We start from the raw sequence: 17,878 nt of genomic DNA, 5'->3' as shown, positions 1-17,878 counted from the left end.
ACTTGGTCAATTTAATTGGAAAATAGTTCATTTTCAGGCGTAACGGCGTTCGTAGACGATGAAACGCGTGGGATAACTGTCCTTTTCGCCGGCCGGAACCGCGATCGCCTCCCCCGCCTGCCAGATGGCGGGATCGATCGCGGGAAACGACGCGTCTCCGTCGAGATCGGCCTCGACATGCGTGATGCACATCCGGTCGGCAAGACCGATCGCCTGGGCATAGACCTGCCCGCCGCCGATAATGCAGATCTCGTCGACGCCGGTTTCGAGCGCCAGCCTGTCGGCCGCCACCATCGCCTCGGACAGCGAATGGGCCATGGAGACATCAGGATGGTCTATCGCCGCTTGCCGCGAAATGACGACGTTCAGCCGTCCCGGCAGCGGCTTGCCAATCGAATCGTAAGTCTTGCGGCCCATCACGACAGGCTTTCCCAATGTCATCGCCTTGAAGCGCTTGAGATCGCTCGAAAGCCGCCACGGCATGTCGCCGTCGCGGCCGATAATGCCGTTGCGGGCAACGGCGGCGATAATGGTCCTGCGGATGTCGGCCATGGAATATCCCGGATCAGACGGCGATCGGCGCCTTGATGCTGGCATCGGCCTCGTAGCCGATCAGCTCGAAATCGTCGAAGGTGAAGCCGAAAATGTCCTTCACACCAGGCTTGATGCGCATGAACGGCAGCGGCTTCGGCCGGCGAGCCAGCTGCAGCTTCGCCTGGTCGAAATGGTTGTGATAGAGATGGGCGTCGCCGAGCGTGTGGACGAAATCGCCGGGCTTCAGCCCGGTCACCTGAGCCACCATCATCGTCAGCAGCGCATAGGAAGCGATGTTGAATGGTTTCCCAGAATGTAAGTACTTTTGCAATTTCGGTATCATCTCTGACTTCTCGTAGCCAAGCTTATTTCGGCTATGCCCCATCGCTACACGTCGAAATAAGCTTGGCCTATTGCTGACCCTTATCGACGTTAGTCGCTTTTCCCCGACCGTAGGTTCGGGGCTTATGAAGCGTCCATAACACTCCAACGGTTCTGATGCTAGACGGAGCCTTTTCCCGGCCGTAGGTCCGAGCTTTTTGCCCTGCCGCCGCCGGCTTGACGCTGTCGCTCAATGTTTCCATCCTACCGAATATTTCAGGGCGCATGCGCCTGGCGCATGGGAGGGAATCATGATGTCTGGCTTCAGAGAAGGTGATGACAGTGCGGAACTGGTCCACCGGATGGATACAGGAAGATGGCAGGACGAGTCGTTTCCTCGCGAGGGATGGCGCTTTTCAACGTTCAAGGACATGGGTGCTGAGGATGCACGCTGCGAAATGTGCCAGCATGCGCGTGTTCGTTTCGCCCACGTGTTGGTTCACGCCACGGTGCCTGACGTCATCCTCGTTGGGTTGAAGTGCGCGGAGGCTCTACAGAAGGATGACTACTGCGGCCCTGAAAAGCGCGAGCGTGAATACCGAGACGACCTGCGGATAAAAAATGACTGGCCCAAGCGGGAGTGGAAGACCTCTAGGATTGGCAACCCGTTCATCAATGCCCGGGGTTACAACCTCTCAATTTGGAAAAAGGGTCCGGGCTTCGGTGTTACCATTCGGAAAGAGAACCGTTTCGATGGTGAGTACGTACGAAACGACCCCAGAATGTACGGCACCATCGAAGAGGCGAAACTTGGTGCGCTGGATCGCCTCCTAGACGCACGAGCCGAATCTCGGAAACAGAAGCAAGGTCGCACCATCGTCTGAGGCGCACCTATCCCACCCACTTCAATCAGCCGTGGGATTTGAACTGGCCCGACGAACACCGACTCCATAATAAAGTCCTGTGCGAACGTCCCCCGCGCCCATGAATTCGATGCCTGCCTCAATATAGTAGGCCCGCAAGCGCTGGTACTCGTCGCCCGAATATGTGCTTCCCGCCTCAAGAGCTGCTAAATCCTTGAGTCCAATGTTTGAGTTGCTAGCGACATCCGCTCTACTCGCGCCTAAAAGGCTCCTTGCAGCCACGAACGCCGTGCCATGCGGCTCGGTGTGATATTTTGACGCCTCAGCCTGAGGTGGTGGGAACCTCTCGGGGAGCCGCCAACACACCCCGGCGGCATTGATCGCTCCGGTATCGATATCAATCACACCCACGAACTGCAGCCCTCTGTCCTCGTAGAACCCTCGCATTTTTGACACCGTCGGGAACGGAGCAGATGCGTCGTTCTCTGCGGCAGAAATGCTTTGACGGCTAACCTGGATGTTCTTGGATAGCTCCTGCTGCGACAGCCGCGACAATGCGCGGGCCGCCCGTAGTGCATCGGGAGGAGCGTAGAACTTCATAAATTCGAAGAACCGGGGGAAAACACGAATGTCAAATGGCGTCTTTCATTTGACATTGACGACCAAATTTGGAATCAAATGTAAAAAATATGACGACAATCGATTCTGAGGACAAACAAATGAACGAGTCAGTTCCCGAATGGCTGGGAAGGCCCCACCCTTTATTGGTCGGAAAACTGCGACGGCTCGCAGACGATCTGGCGGACATCAATCATTGCGCCGACGCCGACGCGCCGAGTGCGGCGTTCAACAGCTGGACCCTGGGGAAGCGTGTCGTTCCATGCCTTATCGGTCGTCCGTTGGGACACCCCCTGATCTCAGACGGCAGACCAGCGTTCTCAAGCGAACTATTCTACTTCGACCCGAACCGCGGAATCGCGCGGACGTTGAGCCGCTGGTACCGTCTCGGCACCCGCGTCGAGCCAGGATACTGGGGCGAGCGGCTGCGCCGGGCTTCCTACCCGCTGGAGGACACGATTTGATCCCGGACTTGCTAACTGAGGACGACACAAAAGCGACGAGCCCCCTCGGCGGCAAACCACGCGCAACGCAGAAATCCGGCAACCCGGTCGACGGTGTAGTCATGACCATGCCGGTTTTCACCGGGAGCCTCGCCAAGCCGCGGCCGTGGAACAGGAATACCGCTAAGTCCACCGTCACTGGCTGTGAATGTTGGCGTGAACGGCTCCGGGAGAAAGCTGGCCCACCAGAGGACTTGCATTGATGGATATCGTGGAATTTCTTGAGATCGTAAAGTCGATGCCGCCGTCCAACAGCAAGCCGCGCCCACCGTGGAAGCTCAGTCTACCTGACGACGAGAACTTCATGACCCTTCCGATCTATATCGCCTTTTGCGGGATCGCTGCGGCAGCCCGGCCGTGGAACAGGAAGAACGCGAAGTTCAATTTGATCCTCTGCCTGTCGGAGGAAGGATGCATTCCCGTCTACACTGCGGCGGCTCGGGTCTTTCTAAATGGGATCGGGAACTACAAGGTGGGAACGCCACCGTTCGTCTCCGATTGGGGCGGTCGCTACTCCAATCGCGACCAGTTTGAAGTCCTGAGGAAAGAGCAGGCAATCTTCCTTAGAGAGCCCAAGAAGGAGTTGGATGACGAGGCAAAACTCTTTGGTGACGCGGTGGTGGACGTTCCGTTGAGAAGCAGACGGCATGTGGAGGCGGCTCTCAAACGCTTCGGAATGCCGATTAGCAACAGGGACGTCGAGCTGCTACTGTCTGATCCGTGGTCTCGCCTGGACAAGGCCTTCCAGGAAGGTCGGTCGCCTGCGCTCGCATTGCAAAGGTTGAGGCAGTATCCGCGACCCGGCACGCCGACCGTTGCGTCGGTGGCCAAGGTCGCCGTTCCGACGCTCGCGGACATGCACGGGTACGGACCGGTGGTGGAGTGGGGGAATAATCTCGCCCGGGACATCGAAGATTACCGATCGGGCCGCATCGAATGGGCGGATGTGGACGATGGGGTCTTGCTTTCTGGTCCGACAGGAACCGGAAAGACGACGTTCATGCGTGCGCTACAAATCAGCTGTGGCGTATCCATTGTCGCCGGGTCTTTTTCTACTTGGCAAAGCGCGGGTTCGCTTGACGACTTTTTGCAAGCCATGCGTAAGGCTTTCGAAGAAGCCAAATCGAAAGCGCCGGCGATTTTGTTCGTGGACGAGGTCGACGCCTTTGGCAGCCGGAACATCCGTGATCACAACAGAGCCTACATGACGGCCGCGATCTCCGGTTTTCTCGAGCTCCTCGACGGTTTTCATGGTCGGGAAGGTGTGGTGGTCGTCGCGGCATGTAACCACCCGGACAGCCTCGATCCGGCAATCCGGCGTGCGGGACGGCTGGACCGCCATTACCAAATCACCTTGCCCGACAAGCATTCCCGACTGTCGATTCTGAAATTCCACAGCGGCATTGAGCTTGATCACTCACAAGCCGAGATGTTCGGCATGGCCACTGAGGGTTTTTCGGGTGCTGATATTGAACAACTCGCTCGTGACGCCAGACGGGCAGCGCGACGCCGTGTCGAGGTTCTTTCGGGAACCCACATCATTGCCCAACTGAGAACGTTGACAGAGCTTTCGGAAGAAATCGTTCGCGCTCTCGCTGTCCATGAAGCAGGTCATGCCCTGGTATCTATTGAAATCGGCCACGGAGAGGTGATGGAGGTCAAGATTTCCCAATACCGGATCGAAGGCAAATCCGGCCAATTAGGCTACGTGCGGTACGGCCAAATAGATGCTCGACCAAAGACGCGGACCGAGTATTTGAACGCAATCGCGGTTTGCCTCGCCGGGATCGCCGCTGAAATGGAAGTTTTCGGTCGGTTTGCCGACGGCGCTTCGGGCTCTGAAGACGCGGACCTCAACAGGGCGACGGAGCTTGCTACCATGCTTGAGGGCGCTCTTGGGATGGGGCACACGCTCCTCGTCGAAGGTTCCCAGGAGCAGCTCGAGCGGTTGCGAGCCTATCACCCAGAGTTCCGGAGGCGTGTTCACGACGTCTTACAGAACGAGTTCGGCCGCGTGAAGTCCATCGTTCAAGCCCGTCGAGCCACCCTCGACGCCATCGTCGAGCGTTTGATGGGAAGGCGAACGTTGTCCGGCGAGGAAGTCGCCGAGATCGTACGACGGTACCGGATGCCGACGGTCAGCCTTGCGAAGCTGCCTCGTCGCAGCGCGGGGGGGTAGATGGCGAGCAAGGGGCGGGGAAGGCGGCGCTATCATCGCATCAAAACGGAACCCGACCGGGAGAGGTCGCTTGGGTTGGGTCTGGACGAAATCGGCTTTGACCCGCTGGGACGCCGTATTATGGCCGGGAGCGCACGCGACGCATATTGGCGACTGAAACACCCGACTCCAAAGGGTGCCTACTACGATCAGTCGACAGGCCGGATCGTCGTCGAGTTCGAGAACGGCTCGACCTTCACGGTCCCCGGACGATCCCTTGAGGGATTAGTCGAGGCATCCGAGGCTCACCTCGCCGAAGTCGAACTGCTTGGCGAGACGGGTCTCCACTGGGAGAGCCTCGATGTCGATCACGAGATTGGGCTGATGATCACCGGAATATACGGCACGCCGAGTTTCATGGCGGAGTCTGCGACGCGTGCCATGGAGCTGCACAACAAAAAGCACGCAAACGATTTCGCCGCCTGGGCTCGGGCAGTTGCCGTATATTTGTCGTACGGATTACCTTACAAGGACGAGATAGGTTGGCAACATTACCACATAACCGCCTATGAGGTCGGGTGTGCGGCGCTTGTTGCGATGGGACAGGCGCACGAATTTGTCGGGGGAGCCAAGCCGCGGCGATTTCCCGAACGTCCCGAGCCGCCGCCAAGGTGGGACGATATCTCGACCGCGGTCATCTACGTGGCCGACCAGAACGGCGAACTGCGATTCCGAAAGTTGGACAGACGCGTTCTGTCGCTGAAGGCGGACGACCCCGATAGCGTGCCAGTAGCCAACATCGCCGCTGCCAACGGGGCCGGCCCGGCGTGCGCCACGGTCAACGCATACTCGGTTCTGGAGGCTCTCGGACTTGTGCAAGCGGGGTCTTGGACGAAAGCTGCTGAAACAGTCCTCTGGCGGTACAATCCGTCGACGTTGAACCTCCATTTCGCGAGCGATGCCAGATTTATCACGGCGGCTTTCGACGCCGCCGCGAACGTGCCGGACGACATCCGCTCTCAGATAGACGCGATTGTCACCGCCGCGGATGAGGAGACTTGGGTGGTTCAGACGCCGAATGGTGAGCACTCCGATAAGTCTGACCTACCTCCCGATGCCGAAGCGATGCCGCCAGAAAAGCCCAGCGATCTGCGGAGCATGGCAGAAGATTTCCGACGCCATCGTCTCGATGTCTTGTTCTATCGCCGATGGCGCTTGAGTGACGGTTGGCTCTCCGCTGACGAGGCGAAATCCGCATTAGAGATTCACCACGATGAGTTGGCGAGTTCGATGAGAAAGGCGGTCATGGGTTGGCTCTACCCAAGCCAGCCACTCCTGGCCCTCTGATCCACTCGCTAGACCGAGTTCTCTTTTTTTCTGCCGCAGTAGGACAACAGTTATGAAGCTTTGGATCCTCTCAGACCTCCATCTGGAATTCGGACAGCCTTTTTTGCAGACCCCACCAGCCGATGCCGATGTCATGATTTGCGCTGGCGACGTTCTGGACAAGGGCATCGTCCCGAGTCTGCAGTGGCTCGCCGACACCGTGGCGCATGCTATCCCCGTGGTTTTCGTGCCGGGAAACCACGAGTTTTATTCTGCGTTCGTCCAGGAAAGTATCCGGGACGCCCGCGATTTCGCTGGTCGTTTTCCCAACATTCATTTTCTTGAGAACGAGACCGTCGACATCGGTGGTGTCCGGTTCATCGGCGGAGGACTTTGGACCGATTTTCGCCTGTTTGGACGAAAACCGGAGGTCACCATGTCGTACGCCGCGCACGGGATGAACGACTATAAGAAGATTAACTTCTCAAAGCGACCATACCGCAAGTTCAAGCCGATTGACGCCTATCGGCTGCATGTCCAAACCCGGCATTTCATTGCGGCAGAGCTCCGAAAACATCCACCGCTGAAGACGGTTGTCGTTACACACCATGCTCCGTCGCCACAGGCGATCGACCTCGGTTTTCGACACGACCCACTCTCCGCTTGTTATGCTTCGGATTTGGAAGACCTGCTGTACGAGGTCGGCCCAAAATTGTGGGTGCACGGTCACGTCCATCACCGAAACGACTACATCGTCCGAGATACGCGGATTGTGTCGAATGCCAGGGGATATCCCGGCGAACCGACGGGGTTTGATCCTAATTTCACCGTCGAGATTAGTACGAAATCGGGATGAAAGGGTGAACTCGTGCAGTCGGCGTTGGCCATCCTCGACCGCGCACCTACGGCCAACCCGATCCAGGCGACGAACTTGCAACGATGATGCCTCACCGAATTTATGACCTAAGGTGGGTACCCGGTCCGGCAGCCGTCTAATCCGAACCAAGGCTTCGCAGTATCGAGCGAGACCCGGTGCGCTGCTCTGCCCCTTGCCTAAACCTGGAACATAATTCTGCTATTCAACAAAGTTTCGGTTATAAACGAGGGACTCAGGCGGTGCTCCACCCGTCCAACCGACTTCGCAGCTTTGCGATCAAGCGAGATATTGCAGTCTCCCCGAAACCCTGGCGAAATCGGTGCAATGGCCGAGCCGTGCCGGCTCTTCCGCGGGGATGAACATGACGAAATATTCGTTCTCCAGGCAAACATCGGCGAGTATGTCTTCGTCAAGTTTTGCAGGCTCGCAGCCGAAATGGCGCGGGATGGCCAGCCGATCGTGAGCTTCGACTATTCAAAGGCGTTCGACGAAGTCCGCGATAAACGTCCTCCCAAATCGTGGTGACTGAAGCCGCTTACCCAAAGTCCCCAGATGCCACTCCGCCGGCCAGAGTCGATTTTGCGGAGATTTTTGGCGGGGTTAGCATCCGGACCAAAAGGCCGCCCACGAAGCAATCAAAGGTGCACATGGAGGAAAGATAGAAAGCGAGAAAATGCGCAATTCTCACTGGCATCTTCGGATTGTCCAGCGTTTATTCGCAGCGTGAGCGACCGAGATTACACGGGGCGTCGGTCAACAGCGCCTCGACTATTCCGCGGCTATGCCAGCGAGCCCACGCGCCGATTCGATCGTTTCCAGATTATGAAGTCTGACGCCCGGGCACACCTTTCTGGCGATCTCGGTCAGATGCTGATGATGGGTAAGGTAGATAACCTGACCGTATCGCCCCATCTCCGCGAACAACTTGAAGGCTTCCTCGGCGCGGAAGTCGTCGAAAGTTTCCATGATGTCGTCTGCGATGAAAGGAACGGGAGCGCGATTAGCGACAAACTCGTGATAGCCAGCCACCCGTAGAGCGAGGTAGAGCTGAAAACGCGCACCTTTGGATAGCTGGTCGGCAGCCTTCGAGCCGCCGTTCGCCGGTAACGCGATCAGTACTTCGCCGTCTTTGCTAGGCTGCGCTGCGACACCTGTGTAGGCTCCGCGGCTGATGGTCCTGAATGCCTCAGAGGCTCTCGTCATCATCCCGCTGCGATGTCGGTCCCTGTAGAGCTTCAAAGCATGCTCGGCGGCCGTTATGCCCGCGCGGAGTTCGAGGTAGCGTCCAGCTCGTTCTTCGATTTCGAGCAAAACGGTTCGTCGCTGCTCTTCTATTTCCGCCACAACGGAATCGCCGCCGATGGCATCAAGTGCCTTTTGCATCGTCGACCGCTCGTGAAATACGTCATGGCACTTCTTATCCTGGTCCTCCAGGGTTGGGACCAGCAATGCGAGCTCGCCCTCTAGCGTCTCTCTATCCGCCAGTGCGAGCCGCCCCTCGATCTCGGCGATGTCATTCGCGCCGCCGATTTCGACCAGTTCCTGCTCCAGCTCGGCAATCGAGTTCCGCAGAGCCTGTCGCTTCAAAGACAGATCGATAAAGGCTTCGACCTCATCCATGGTGGCGCATCCGAAGAACGCGACCATCTTGCCTATCCGGGCGTCGAGTACTTCTTTGGCGATAAGCAGCGCGCGTTCGTCGTCGCGTTTTTTAGCGAGATCGCCCAATAACTTCTGCCGTTGTTCCTGACCCCGCTCTGCCGCCCTAATCCTGTCGGATATCGTCCGCGCGAGCTCTGTAAGGGAGGCCGATCTCGGGATTTCCAAGGTGTCGCAGAATTCAAAGACCGACGCTTCGAAAAGGGCCCTGTCGTTCTCCATTTTCTGGATTCGATCAACGAGCCCGGCTTTGGTCTCGTCAGCAGCGGCGAGCTTTTCAAGAACATGGAGAATTCCGTTGACAGCATCTACGTCCGGGGTCGGCGTCAACTCCCCCAGCCAGCAGCTGCCGCAAAGCTCGGACCATCTTTCGTCCCATTCGTCGGCGGCTTTCAGCGCTTCGGTCGTGGCACGTGCGCGTGCGGCGTTATCTTCTTTCAACTGCTCAAGGCGTTCGGCCTGATCCACCGCAAGGTTGAAGTCATCCAGGCCTTCTTCGGCAGCGGCGAACAGCGTTCCCAGGTCGGCGTCAGGGTTGAATATAAGGCCCGCCCCGACCATCGCGGCAAGTAGTCGTTTCTTCGACTGCTCAGCCCTGTCGCGGATGTCGGCGATTTCCTGGTCGATGGACGCCAGATCATCGCGCGATCTCAGGGCAGCCGCCCTCCCGCGAAACCATTCCTCTAGGTCTGCCGGATCGGAGCTGAAATCGCTGTCTGCAGATATCAACGCCAAGGTCCCGGACATCTGTGTCGCGAGTTCGGCGAGCGAAAATTCCGCCGCTTCAAGGCGTCCCCGTGCTGTGTCAATATCAGATCCCACCGATGCACGATTTAGCATCAGCTGCGCCAACTTGGTCGCCTCCCCAAAATACAGTATTCGTTGCGAAACGAGCTGGTCGTCCGTCCTCATGGCGCTCTCGAAATTGTTGGCCGTTTTAGCGTCCATGGTCTGGCGATGTAAAATCCAGGCTTTGTCGCGAGCCGCCCTGCTTGCAGCGACCGAAGGTTCGTCGATCTCTCCTGCCATCTCCCGGACGACACTGATCTCCGCGTCAAGCCTTCTGCTCTCCGGCTCCAAGCGATCGAGTTCAGACCGCGCTGCGTTCAACTTCTCTCTGGTCTCTCTATACCGCGCTTTCCAATCGTCGAACTTTGCAGGAGAAGGTGTGCTCATGACCGCGAGCTCGGCCGGGCTGCCGCGCCAGGGAGCGAGCTGCGCCACGCTTTCCGTTAAAGCGACTTCCGCAGTTTCTCGCCGCCGCATCAAGGAACGAATAGCAGTCCCGTCGTCTTGCTTCGGCAGCGCCTTCACTGTCGCGGAAAGCAGTTCGAATGCTTTGACCCGGGCCGGCGAACGGAACTCATAGAAACGGGAGACCTTCTCGCCCTCTTCCTGAAGCGCCCGCTCTGCCTTGGCAAATTCCTCCATCGCAGAGGCACGACGCACCTCAATGCCTGATTTCGACTGGATAAGAGCCCTCAGTTTGCCTACGGTGGCCGCATCCAGGACCAGCCGGGCTGGGGAATTTTCGTTCGGTTTGCCTAATTGCAGGAGGAGGGTTTCGACGGAAAGTTCGGCTACCCGGGCAGTGAGCTTCGGGATGTCGGCCTGCGCCGTGATATACCTTGGTTCCTGTGTCTTCGTGAGTTCGCCAACACGTGCCGCAAGGCGAAGGGCGACCTCGTCATCCGCGATCTCGCCGATCTCCTGCTCGATCTCTGAAATGGCGCGAGAAAGCTGGTCCATTTTGACGTGGATTTCGATCCCGCTCCTGCGGATATCCGGTAGCTCAAGTCTCCACGATTCCGGTGGCTCGGATACGATCTCGAGAGTTTCGAGCTGGTGTCGTAATCCGGTCAGCCTTCTCATTGTCGGGAGCGCACGGAGAATGCGATTGATATCGTCCGTTCTCCGCTGCGTATTTGCACGCTCCGCCAGCGCATGGTCGTAGAGATCGTCAAGGCGGCCCAGTTCAGCCACCCGCCTGTGATACTCATTAGCCTTGAGGTCGAGTTCGTCGCGTTTTTGCTTCAGCTCGGTCAACCGGGCCTTCAGATCGCTCAGCAGTCCGCTGCGCGCGCGAACTTTGTAGAAGCCATCTGCATCGGCGCGGATCGCCAGGAGTTGCCTGCTCAGATCGGACAGACCCGCGCTTGCGGAGAAAAGCAGTTCGCCGAGATCGCCTTTGCTCGCCAGGATGCTCTCCCCGCCTTTTTCGAGCGTGATGTCATCCAGCGAGAACATTGTCGAGAATGCGTCGCGGTCGATTCCGCCGAGGTCCGCCTTTATCTCGGCGTCGGCCACGCTACGCTCTTCGCGATCGAGCAAGCTGCTTTGCGGCCGTTTGATGCGAACGAAGTCGCGTTCCTGACCCGCCACATGCACGTTCGCGCCTAAACGCATGGCATTATAGGGATGCAGGAACCCGTATTTTGTCGTATTGCCGATCCCGAAGATCAGATCGAGGATCGCATCAAGCGTCGTCGACTTTCCCGCCTCGTTAGGGCCGTAGATCACATGGAGGTCAGGCGAGGCGACGGGGCGCGGCCCGAAGTCAATGGCAGCGTCCGTGAATTTGCCATATCGGGTGAGATCTAGACGATTGATGCGCACGTCATGCTCCTTCGCCACCGCGCAGACGCGCCAACACCTGCGATGCGCCGTCCTTCGCGAATTGCGACAGCAGGGTTTCGAACGATGCTTCGTCCTTGCCGAACATATCCCGAAGCTCTGGTGGAAGCTGGGTCCGCATTTCGTCGGCGATCGAGCGTACCTCTTCGAGATAAGAGATCGAGCCGCGAATTTCGGTGTCGACAATCGACGCGAGTTCTTCAAGCGCGCCGGACCGTGCTTCCTCGCATCGGGGTGCGACAGGGGATGTCACCAGTTTCTCGATCCAAACATTCCCGATGTCCGCGCCATGTGTCTCGAGTTCGGTCCGCAGGAGATCGGCGTCTCGTCGGATGAGCCAGGCAAACTCGCTGGATCCCTTTAGTTCGACGCGGGCGACGAGATGCTCGGCCGACTTCGTCGAAGAGAGATCTCTCAGTTTACCGTTTGCTTTGAGGACCAGATCTCTCCAATCGACTGCTTCCGATACATCAACAACCAATCTCTCGAATTGGGCGACGGCCGTGTTGCGTTCTTCGACGACGACCGACCGGTCGTCCCTGATCGTAACCAACGAAACGGACTTGGAACCGTCCTCGTTTATGTCGCGCCCTTGAGGTATCCCGGGCATGACAATCGCGGAAGACGTATCCTCGATAGCAGATCTCTTATGAATATGTCCGAGAGCCCAATAACGGAATCCGGTCTGGCGGAGGTCCGGTACGCTACATGGAGCGTAGAGATCGTGTCCTGTCGACCCGCCAAGACTGGTGTGCATGATGCCGATGTTGACGGCGTCCGGAACCGGAGGTGCGTAATGCCGCAGGAGGCTTTCCGGAGCATGCGGCTTTGCAAAACTCATCCCGTGTATTGCGACGGGGAAATGGCCTGGATCGCTGTCGACGGCGACTGCCTCCGCCACGGCACCGAAAACCTTCACCGTCTCCGGCATCACGAGCTCGGCCGTGATTTTCGACAGCGCATCGTGATTGCCGCGGATGATGAACGTCCTGATGCCCGCCTCGTGCAGACGTCCAAGCTGTTCGGCGAGGAACCGAGCCGTCTTCATCGACGTCTGCTCGCCGTCGTAGAGATCTCCGGCTACAACCAGAGCGTTGACTTGTTCTTCGAGACAAAGTTCGATGATTCGAACGAACGAGCGCCGGGTCGCCAGACCGATCAATTCGGAAAGCTCAAGGTTTCGCAACGCCAGCGTACGCAGCGGGGAATCGAGATGAATGTCGGCCGTGTGGAGGAATCGATAGACCAATGCAGAGCCTCATCTGTGATCTACTTCCGTAACCGCTACAATTCGCCCGCGCCAGCCTATATTCTCGTTTTGTTCTGGAAATCCCCAAGAAAGTTGCAAGGGCACGCATTTTCGTTCGTTTCATCCGATCCAGATCCAGTGGATTGGTGTGGTGTATTAGGACGGTCGCTTTTACCTTGCTCGATTCGAGGGGTGAGGACGCCGGAAGCCAACCGTCCCCGTGCAACTTCTGCGAATGTATCCGTGAACAGAGTGCTTGCATTAGTGTATCCTGTTGGTAGCATCTGCGATCTCTAGGGGGATGCATGACAATCGAAGAACTGATCTATCTCCGGGAGGCAGGAGCGAGGGCGCGCGTGCTCGGCTTGGCGGGCCACGAGAACGCATATCTGAGCGACTACAACGTCCCCAAGGGCGGCAGCGAAGCTCTCGGCGACCGGTTGGCACTCTTAGACGCGCTGAAATACGGCTGGAAGGCCGAAAAAGCCGGCCGCGAGGGTAACCTCGTCACGCCACGTCAGCAGTCTCCTGCGCGCGCCAGTGCACCGCGACGGGACTTGACTGGCCTATTCACGAAGTGCCTCACGAAACCCTGCCTGATCGCGTTCTGCGCCGTTGCAACTCCATCGGTTTCAAGCGCTCAGTCCATTGAGGGCTTTCGGCTTGGCGACGACAAGATCGCCCTTCAGCGGCTGGGTGAACCATCGGAAACGAAAGCGGACGGTGCCTTTACGACGCTATCGTTTCATGGCTCCGACGGAGTAGACCTCGAGGCTACCTATCAGAAGCCTTCGAATCTCCTAGTCGCGCTCCAGGCAACCTGGCCGAAAGATTCCGCGGGGCCCTCGACGGGCTACGGCGACTTGACGTTCGGAGAGACCTCCTTGACCGAAATCCGATCGCAGATGGGCTCAAGGGGAATCCTCTATGGCTCCAAATCCCCCGTTGTCGCATCCTCAAACGGCACGATCGATATCCTCAGCTATTTTGACGTCAGCGGGACCGACACTGTCGCGACCTTCGTGACGTCGATAGACAGTGATCAGGCAGCAAGGCTGAAGGCAACCTTCGGAGCCGACGCGTACAAGAACGCGCCAGCGGCAGCCAAGCTTACGACCATCAGTGTTTCAAGGCGCGAGTACCTGGAAAAGAGCCATGGCACCAGGCGAACGTTGGACATCGGCTATAGGGCGATTTCCTGGACATCTCAGGAGGCGACATCCAAACACCCGGCGATCTCGCTAGCGCGGATCAAGCCCGGGCAGCTCCCAGTCTTCCGCACGTACTCCGGGCCGAACAATTTTCCAGATTTCACCGGGCGGGACAACGAGTTCAGCAATTTTCGGACGCGGATAACCGACGGAATGAGTGGCGGCCCGTCATTTGCCGGAGAGTATTCCGTGATCCAGATCGGATGCGGCACCGGATGCTCCTTTGCCTACGTCGGCAACAACCGCACGGGCCAGGTCTTCGACGTTCCCGTCGGAGGCGAGGACAACATGTACCTGAGCTTGAGATATCAGCTCGACAGTCGCCTCCTTGTGGCGCAATGGGCCGACTACGACGCCAGCAAATGTTACGTTCAGTTTTTTGGCTTTGACGACGGCGAATGGACCGATCTGCTGAAACATGAAGTCGGCACAATGGATGATTGCTTCAAGACCATCGCGGAGAACGTTCGTTGATCCTCATAACCATCCGAAGATTTGGCGATTGCTACCCAATCCTCGGGCCGATACTTTCAACCAATAACTGCAAATGCACCGACGTGTACCATGCCCCTGGAATTTGAAATTGCCCCTGAACTCATGCCGTATGTCGCCGACGCGACGGTACGGTTTCGCTACCTTAATCCCGGCATCGGTGTGACGATAAGCGGGGCCACCGCAGTTGTTGCCGGAAGCGAGGTCGTAAATGTCAAGGACCTCGAACAGCAGTTCATGTTCTGCCTGTATCGCCAGAAGATTTACAGCGAGACCCTGCCGCTGAGGCACACGTTGCTCGCCGGTGTGACCGGGCGATGACTGTCTTTCCGCTGCGCTTCCGTCCCTCTCCCGATGATGATCTGTTGTTTGCCGACGAGGCCGGCTCTTACTTCAAATCAGATCATGATTTTCTGACCCGCTATGCGCTGGATCGGTTGACCGACCGGGACCGGAACTACCTGCTTCGAAATGGGAACGCTTTCGAAGAAGTCGGTGACCTCGCCTATGCTGGCTTCGAATATCGTTTCGCGAGCCGTTTATATAGCCCTGGCGAACTCGACTACGTCATCCTGGTGCCCACGCTCCGCTGCAACCTTGCCTGCGGTTATTGCCAAGTTTCACGGGTCAACGAGAACACGCCCGGTTTCGACTGGGATGACCGAACCCTCGACGCCGTCCTGGGTTTCCTGGACGGCCTCACAACTAAAAAAATCAAGATCGAATTTCAAGGCGGAGAGCCCAGCCTACGCTTGGATGTCCTCACCAAAGTCCGAGAGTTCTGTCTGACGAAATTCGAGAGCTGCGAGTTCGTCGTCTGCACCAACCTGCAGGAAATCCCTGAGGATGCTTGGCGGTTCTTCCACCTCTCCGACGTCGTTGTCAGCACATCACTCGACGGTGACATCCTCACCCACGAGAGGCAGCGCACGCTCTCCGGCGACAGGACACAGGCTTTCGTATTCAACCTACATCGGGCTCTTGAGCAGCTGGGACCGGACAAGGTCTCCGCTCTACCGACAATAAACCCGCATCGTCCTCCCACCGCAAGGTCCATAATCGAAACTTATGCGTCCCTCGGGATGCGGTCGATCTATCTGAGACCGATCAACTTCCATGGATTTGCGCGGAAGAAGTACAACGCAGCGGCCTCCGCCGCCACCTGGAACGCATACCATTCCGACTTCATCGACAACCTCGTCGAGTACAACTGGACAGCCACGTACGCAGTCGAGGAGTACTATTTCGTCCACTGTCTGCGGCGGGTTCTGCGATCGGGGCACAACGGGCATGTCGATCTCAGAAACCCCAACATCGTCGGCCACGGCTACGTGGTAATCGATTACGACGGCAAGGTTTACCCAACGGACGAAGCCCGGATGGTCACCCGCCTCGGTCAGTTCGACCTCTCGATGGGTAATGTGTTCGACGGGATAGATAGGTCGACTATCGACACCTTAAATTCCGAGGCGCTGAACAACTACCATCCCGACTGCGTGCACTGTCCCTACCAGGCATTCTGTGGAATCGACCTGGTCGATGACCTTTCACGGTACGGCCGGATCGACATGCCCAAGCACCTTACGGACTTCTGCCAGCGGCATACCTACATCTTCGATAAAATCTTCTCGATGATCTATTCCGAAGACGTAAAGGTGCGGAAATCCATGGCGATATGGACCGGGGCCCCGCAGTTCGATCGGGCACTCGCAAGATGGCATCGATGATAAACCTCAGGATCGAGATCGATCAGCTACCCTTGGCAGAGCCGCTCGTGGTCAGGCTTTGTCATTCGGCTACAAGCGCGACAACCGAGAACGATGCCGTCCTGATCGATCGATCGAACGGCCGCCTGGAGTACGACCTCAATGGCTTCTCACTCGTGCTACATCCAGAGGGCGGCGAGGACTATGATGGAGACGTCATCCTCGCCCTACCCGGCCAAGCAAGCGCCCACAGGCTCATACGGGCCTCCTCGCAGCACAATACCTTCCTTGTCACAGAGCAGTGCGACCAACTCTGCGTCATGTGCTCACAGCCGCCCAAAAAACAGCATACCGATCTGTTCAGCCAGTTTGCGGAGGCTGCACTCCTGTCGCCCAAGGGAGTGGTAATCGGGATATCCGGCGGCGAGCCCCTCCTGCATAAGTCGAGGCTGTTTGACATGCTGCGGGCCGTGAGCCAGGCACGACCCGACGTCACGTTCCACGTTCTGACGAACGGCCAGCATTTCCAGCCGTCAGATGTCGAGGCGATGTTAGAGATCGGTACGCAACGCGTCCTATGGGGAGTGCCTCTATATTCGGCCGACGAGGCAACACACGACAAGATCGTCGGGAAGTCCGGTGCGTTTCGTCAGCTTGCAAAGGGCCTGGGCGTTCTCATGAGCGGCGGCGCATCGGTCGAACTGCGCACTGTCGTGATGCGCCAGAACGTCGCCGGGCTTGCTGACCTGGCGGACTTCGTGTTCACGAGGCTGAACTTTGCGCATGTCTGGGCCCTCATGCAGATGGAGCGCATCGGCTATGGACGTATGAACTGGCAGAAGTCGTTCTATGACTCGTCCGCTGACTTCGCGCCGATCGCCTCCGCGATAGACCTCAGCGTTGCCAGGGGAATTGACGTCTCGCTCTACAACTTTCCGCTTTGCTCGGTTCCGGCAGCATACCGCTCTTACGCGCCATCAACCATTTCGGACTGGAAGCGCAAATACCTCGATTTTTGCTCTCAGTGTGACCGCCGCGCAGCTTGTGGTGGTTTTTTCGAATGGTATAGTCACAACGAGGGGTTCTCTGCGCTGGGTCCAATATGAAGAAAAGACTTTTTCTTATCCCGTCGTTTTTCGCGGCGGGCTTTCTGCCGTCAAAGGCCGATGCAATGATCTGGGGCGACGTTGTTTCGAAACCAAATCCGGTGCCGTCGGTGCTCGAGCGCCTGAAGCTCAAACACATCTATACGCTGGCGGGCCACAGGTCACATAGCTCCCATCGCTCGCACTCGAGCCACCGTTCCAGCAGTGGCGGCGGTTACAGCTATCGATCCTACAGTTCACCGAGCTACAGCGCGCCCGCACCGGTCTACACCGCTCCGACCTATACCGCGCCAAAGCCTGTCTACACGCCGCCACCTGCGCCGCCACAGGTACCCGCAGCACCCTCGCCTGCCTACGCGATCGCTCCTGGCGCACCTGCGCTGACCGCGCCGCTCAAGACGCTCCCCGGCAACAGCGAGAAGTTCACCCGCATCGTGATGCAGGTTCAAACGGCCCTGACCGCCTATGGCTACTACTCGGGACTGATCGACGGAAAAGTCGGCCCCGCCTGCAAGACCGCCCTTGTCGCCATGCAGACGGATTACCGGTTGAGGGCGACAGGAACCATCACGCCGGAGGTGCTGGACGCCTTTGGTATCGCCGCGAACTAAATCCCAACAG

The 17,878-nt window shown here is 57.9% G+C and carries 15 protein-coding genes and 1 pseudogene; 11 read left to right on the top strand and 5 right to left on the bottom strand.

Annotation, left to right across the window (positions count from 1 at the left end):
• Positions 1 to 33: 33 nt before the first annotated feature.
• A complete protein-coding gene (locus tag FFM53_RS21605; RefSeq protein ID WP_138387166.1) occupies positions 34 to 552 on the bottom strand; it encodes a dihydrofolate reductase in 519 nt (172 codons plus the stop codon).
• 13 nt (positions 553 to 565) lie between these two features.
• Positions 566 to 844: pseudogene (thyA, locus tag FFM53_RS21600) on the bottom strand (thymidylate synthase); the annotation flags it as partial.
• A 322-nt stretch (positions 845 to 1,166) separates the two neighbouring features.
• Here thyA and FFM53_RS21595 point away from each other — a divergent pair.
• The gene (locus tag FFM53_RS21595) at positions 1,167 to 1,739 is read left to right on the top strand and encodes a hypothetical protein (RefSeq protein WP_138387165.1); all 573 of its coding nucleotides are present in this window, start codon (positions 1,167 to 1,169) and stop codon (positions 1,737 to 1,739) included.
• Positions 1,740 to 1,760: 21 nt separating this feature from the next.
• On the opposite strand, the gene FFM53_RS21590 is transcribed toward FFM53_RS21595, so the two are convergent.
• Entirely contained in the window at positions 1,761 to 2,318 is a 558-nt protein-coding gene (locus tag FFM53_RS21590; RefSeq protein ID WP_138387164.1) for a helix-turn-helix transcriptional regulator, read from the bottom strand.
• Between the two features lie 119 nt (positions 2,319 to 2,437).
• Here FFM53_RS21590 and FFM53_RS21585 point away from each other — a divergent pair, with 119 nt between their 5' ends.
• The 5 genes from FFM53_RS21585 (at position 2,438) to FFM53_RS21565 (ending at position 7,725) form a co-directional block, all read left to right on the top strand.
• Positions 2,438 to 2,800 (top strand): hypothetical protein, encoded by a 363-nt coding sequence (locus FFM53_RS21585; RefSeq protein ID WP_138387163.1) that lies wholly within the window; start codon positions 2,438 to 2,440, stop codon positions 2,798 to 2,800.
• Positions 2,801 to 3,041: 241 nt separating this feature from the next.
• Positions 3,042 to 5,018, top strand: a complete 1,977-nt coding sequence (locus tag FFM53_RS21580) for an AAA family ATPase (protein ID WP_138387162.1) — start codon at positions 3,042 to 3,044, stop codon at positions 5,016 to 5,018.
• Positions 5,019 to 6,344, top strand: coding sequence for a DUF2442 domain-containing protein (locus FFM53_RS21575; RefSeq protein ID WP_138387161.1), 1,326 nt, complete (start codon positions 5,019 to 5,021; stop codon positions 6,342 to 6,344).
• A 52-nt stretch (positions 6,345 to 6,396) separates the two neighbouring features.
• Complete coding sequence (locus FFM53_RS21570) at positions 6,397 to 7,179, top strand: metallophosphoesterase (protein WP_138387160.1); 783 nt, start codon at positions 6,397 to 6,399, stop codon at positions 7,177 to 7,179.
• Positions 7,180 to 7,524: 345 nt separating this feature from the next.
• A complete protein-coding gene (locus FFM53_RS21565; RefSeq protein ID WP_138387159.1) occupies positions 7,525 to 7,725 on the top strand; it encodes a hypothetical protein in 201 nt (66 codons plus the stop codon).
• Between the two features lie 243 nt (positions 7,726 to 7,968).
• Here FFM53_RS21565 and FFM53_RS21560 read toward each other — a convergent pair whose 3' ends face one another.
• Complete coding sequence (locus tag FFM53_RS21560) at positions 7,969 to 11,475, bottom strand: AAA family ATPase (RefSeq protein ID WP_138387158.1); 3,507 nt, start codon at positions 11,473 to 11,475, stop codon at positions 7,969 to 7,971.
• A 1-nt stretch (position 11,476) separates the two neighbouring features.
• Positions 11,477 to 12,742 (bottom strand): metallophosphoesterase family protein, encoded by a 1,266-nt coding sequence (locus FFM53_RS21555; protein WP_138387157.1) that lies wholly within the window; start codon positions 12,740 to 12,742, stop codon positions 11,477 to 11,479.
• A 305-nt stretch (positions 12,743 to 13,047) separates the two neighbouring features.
• Here FFM53_RS21555 and FFM53_RS37035 point away from each other — a divergent pair, with 305 nt between their 5' ends.
• From FFM53_RS37035 to hxsA, 5 genes are all read left to right on the top strand, one after another.
• A complete protein-coding gene (locus tag FFM53_RS37035; protein WP_246413030.1) occupies positions 13,048 to 14,427 on the top strand; it encodes a hypothetical protein in 1,380 nt (459 codons plus the stop codon).
• A 90-nt stretch (positions 14,428 to 14,517) separates the two neighbouring features.
• Positions 14,518 to 14,766 carry a hypothetical protein gene (locus FFM53_RS21545; RefSeq protein WP_138387156.1) on the top strand — a complete coding sequence of 83 codons (249 nt, stop codon included), beginning with the start codon at positions 14,518 to 14,520 and terminating at the stop codon, positions 14,764 to 14,766.
• Positions 14,763 to 16,172 (top strand): His-Xaa-Ser system radical SAM maturase HxsB, encoded by a 1,410-nt coding sequence (gene hxsB / locus FFM53_RS21540; RefSeq protein WP_138387155.1) that lies wholly within the window; start codon positions 14,763 to 14,765, stop codon positions 16,170 to 16,172. The genes FFM53_RS21545 and hxsB overlap by 4 nt, the downstream gene beginning before the upstream one ends.
• Positions 16,169 to 17,257 carry a His-Xaa-Ser system radical SAM maturase HxsC gene (gene hxsC / locus FFM53_RS21535; RefSeq protein WP_138387494.1) on the top strand — a complete coding sequence of 363 codons (1,089 nt, stop codon included), beginning with the start codon at positions 16,169 to 16,171 and terminating at the stop codon, positions 17,255 to 17,257. The genes hxsB and hxsC overlap by 4 nt, the downstream gene beginning before the upstream one ends.
• Entirely contained in the window at positions 17,254 to 17,868 is a 615-nt protein-coding gene (hxsA, locus tag FFM53_RS21530; protein ID WP_138387154.1) for a His-Xaa-Ser repeat protein HxsA, read from the top strand. The genes hxsC and hxsA overlap by 4 nt, the downstream gene beginning before the upstream one ends.
• Positions 17,869 to 17,878: the final 10 nt, after the last annotated feature.

This window comes from Rhizobium indicum, assembly GCF_005862305.2.
GTDB lineage: Bacteria > Pseudomonadota > Alphaproteobacteria > Rhizobiales > Rhizobiaceae > Rhizobium > Rhizobium indicum.
The sequence above is the reverse complement of the archived record's forward strand: the minus strand, read 5'-3'. Positions and strand labels throughout refer to the sequence as shown.

Excerpts from the sequence above, each read along its gene's own strand:
- FFM53_RS21575 (WP_138387161.1), top strand. The coding sequence starts at position 5,019 with ATGGCGAGCAAGGGGCGGGGAAGGCGGCGCTATCATCGCATCAAAACG.
- FFM53_RS21590 (WP_138387164.1), bottom strand. The coding sequence starts at position 2,318 with ATGAAGTTCTACGCTCCTCCCGATGCACTACGGGCGGCCCGCGCATTG.
- FFM53_RS21565 (WP_138387159.1), top strand. The coding sequence starts at position 7,525 with ATGGCCGAGCCGTGCCGGCTCTTCCGCGGGGATGAACATGACGAAATA.
- hxsC (WP_138387494.1), top strand. The coding sequence starts at position 16,169 with ATGATAAACCTCAGGATCGAGATCGATCAGCTACCCTTGGCAGAGCCG.
- FFM53_RS37035 (WP_246413030.1), top strand. The coding sequence starts at position 13,048 with ATGACAATCGAAGAACTGATCTATCTCCGGGAGGCAGGAGCGAGGGCG.
- FFM53_RS21585 (WP_138387163.1), top strand. The coding sequence starts at position 2,438 with ATGAACGAGTCAGTTCCCGAATGGCTGGGAAGGCCCCACCCTTTATTG.
- FFM53_RS21605 (WP_138387166.1), bottom strand. The coding sequence starts at position 552 with ATGGCCGACATCCGCAGGACCATTATCGCCGCCGTTGCCCGCAACGGC.
- FFM53_RS21580 (WP_138387162.1), top strand. The coding sequence starts at position 3,042 with ATGGATATCGTGGAATTTCTTGAGATCGTAAAGTCGATGCCGCCGTCC.
- FFM53_RS21545 (WP_138387156.1), top strand. The coding sequence starts at position 14,518 with ATGCCCCTGGAATTTGAAATTGCCCCTGAACTCATGCCGTATGTCGCC.
- FFM53_RS21595 (WP_138387165.1), top strand. The coding sequence starts at position 1,167 with ATGATGTCTGGCTTCAGAGAAGGTGATGACAGTGCGGAACTGGTCCAC.
- FFM53_RS21570 (WP_138387160.1), top strand. The coding sequence starts at position 6,397 with ATGAAGCTTTGGATCCTCTCAGACCTCCATCTGGAATTCGGACAGCCT.
- hxsB (WP_138387155.1), top strand. The coding sequence starts at position 14,763 with ATGACTGTCTTTCCGCTGCGCTTCCGTCCCTCTCCCGATGATGATCTG.
- hxsA (WP_138387154.1), top strand. The coding sequence starts at position 17,254 with ATGAAGAAAAGACTTTTTCTTATCCCGTCGTTTTTCGCGGCGGGCTTT.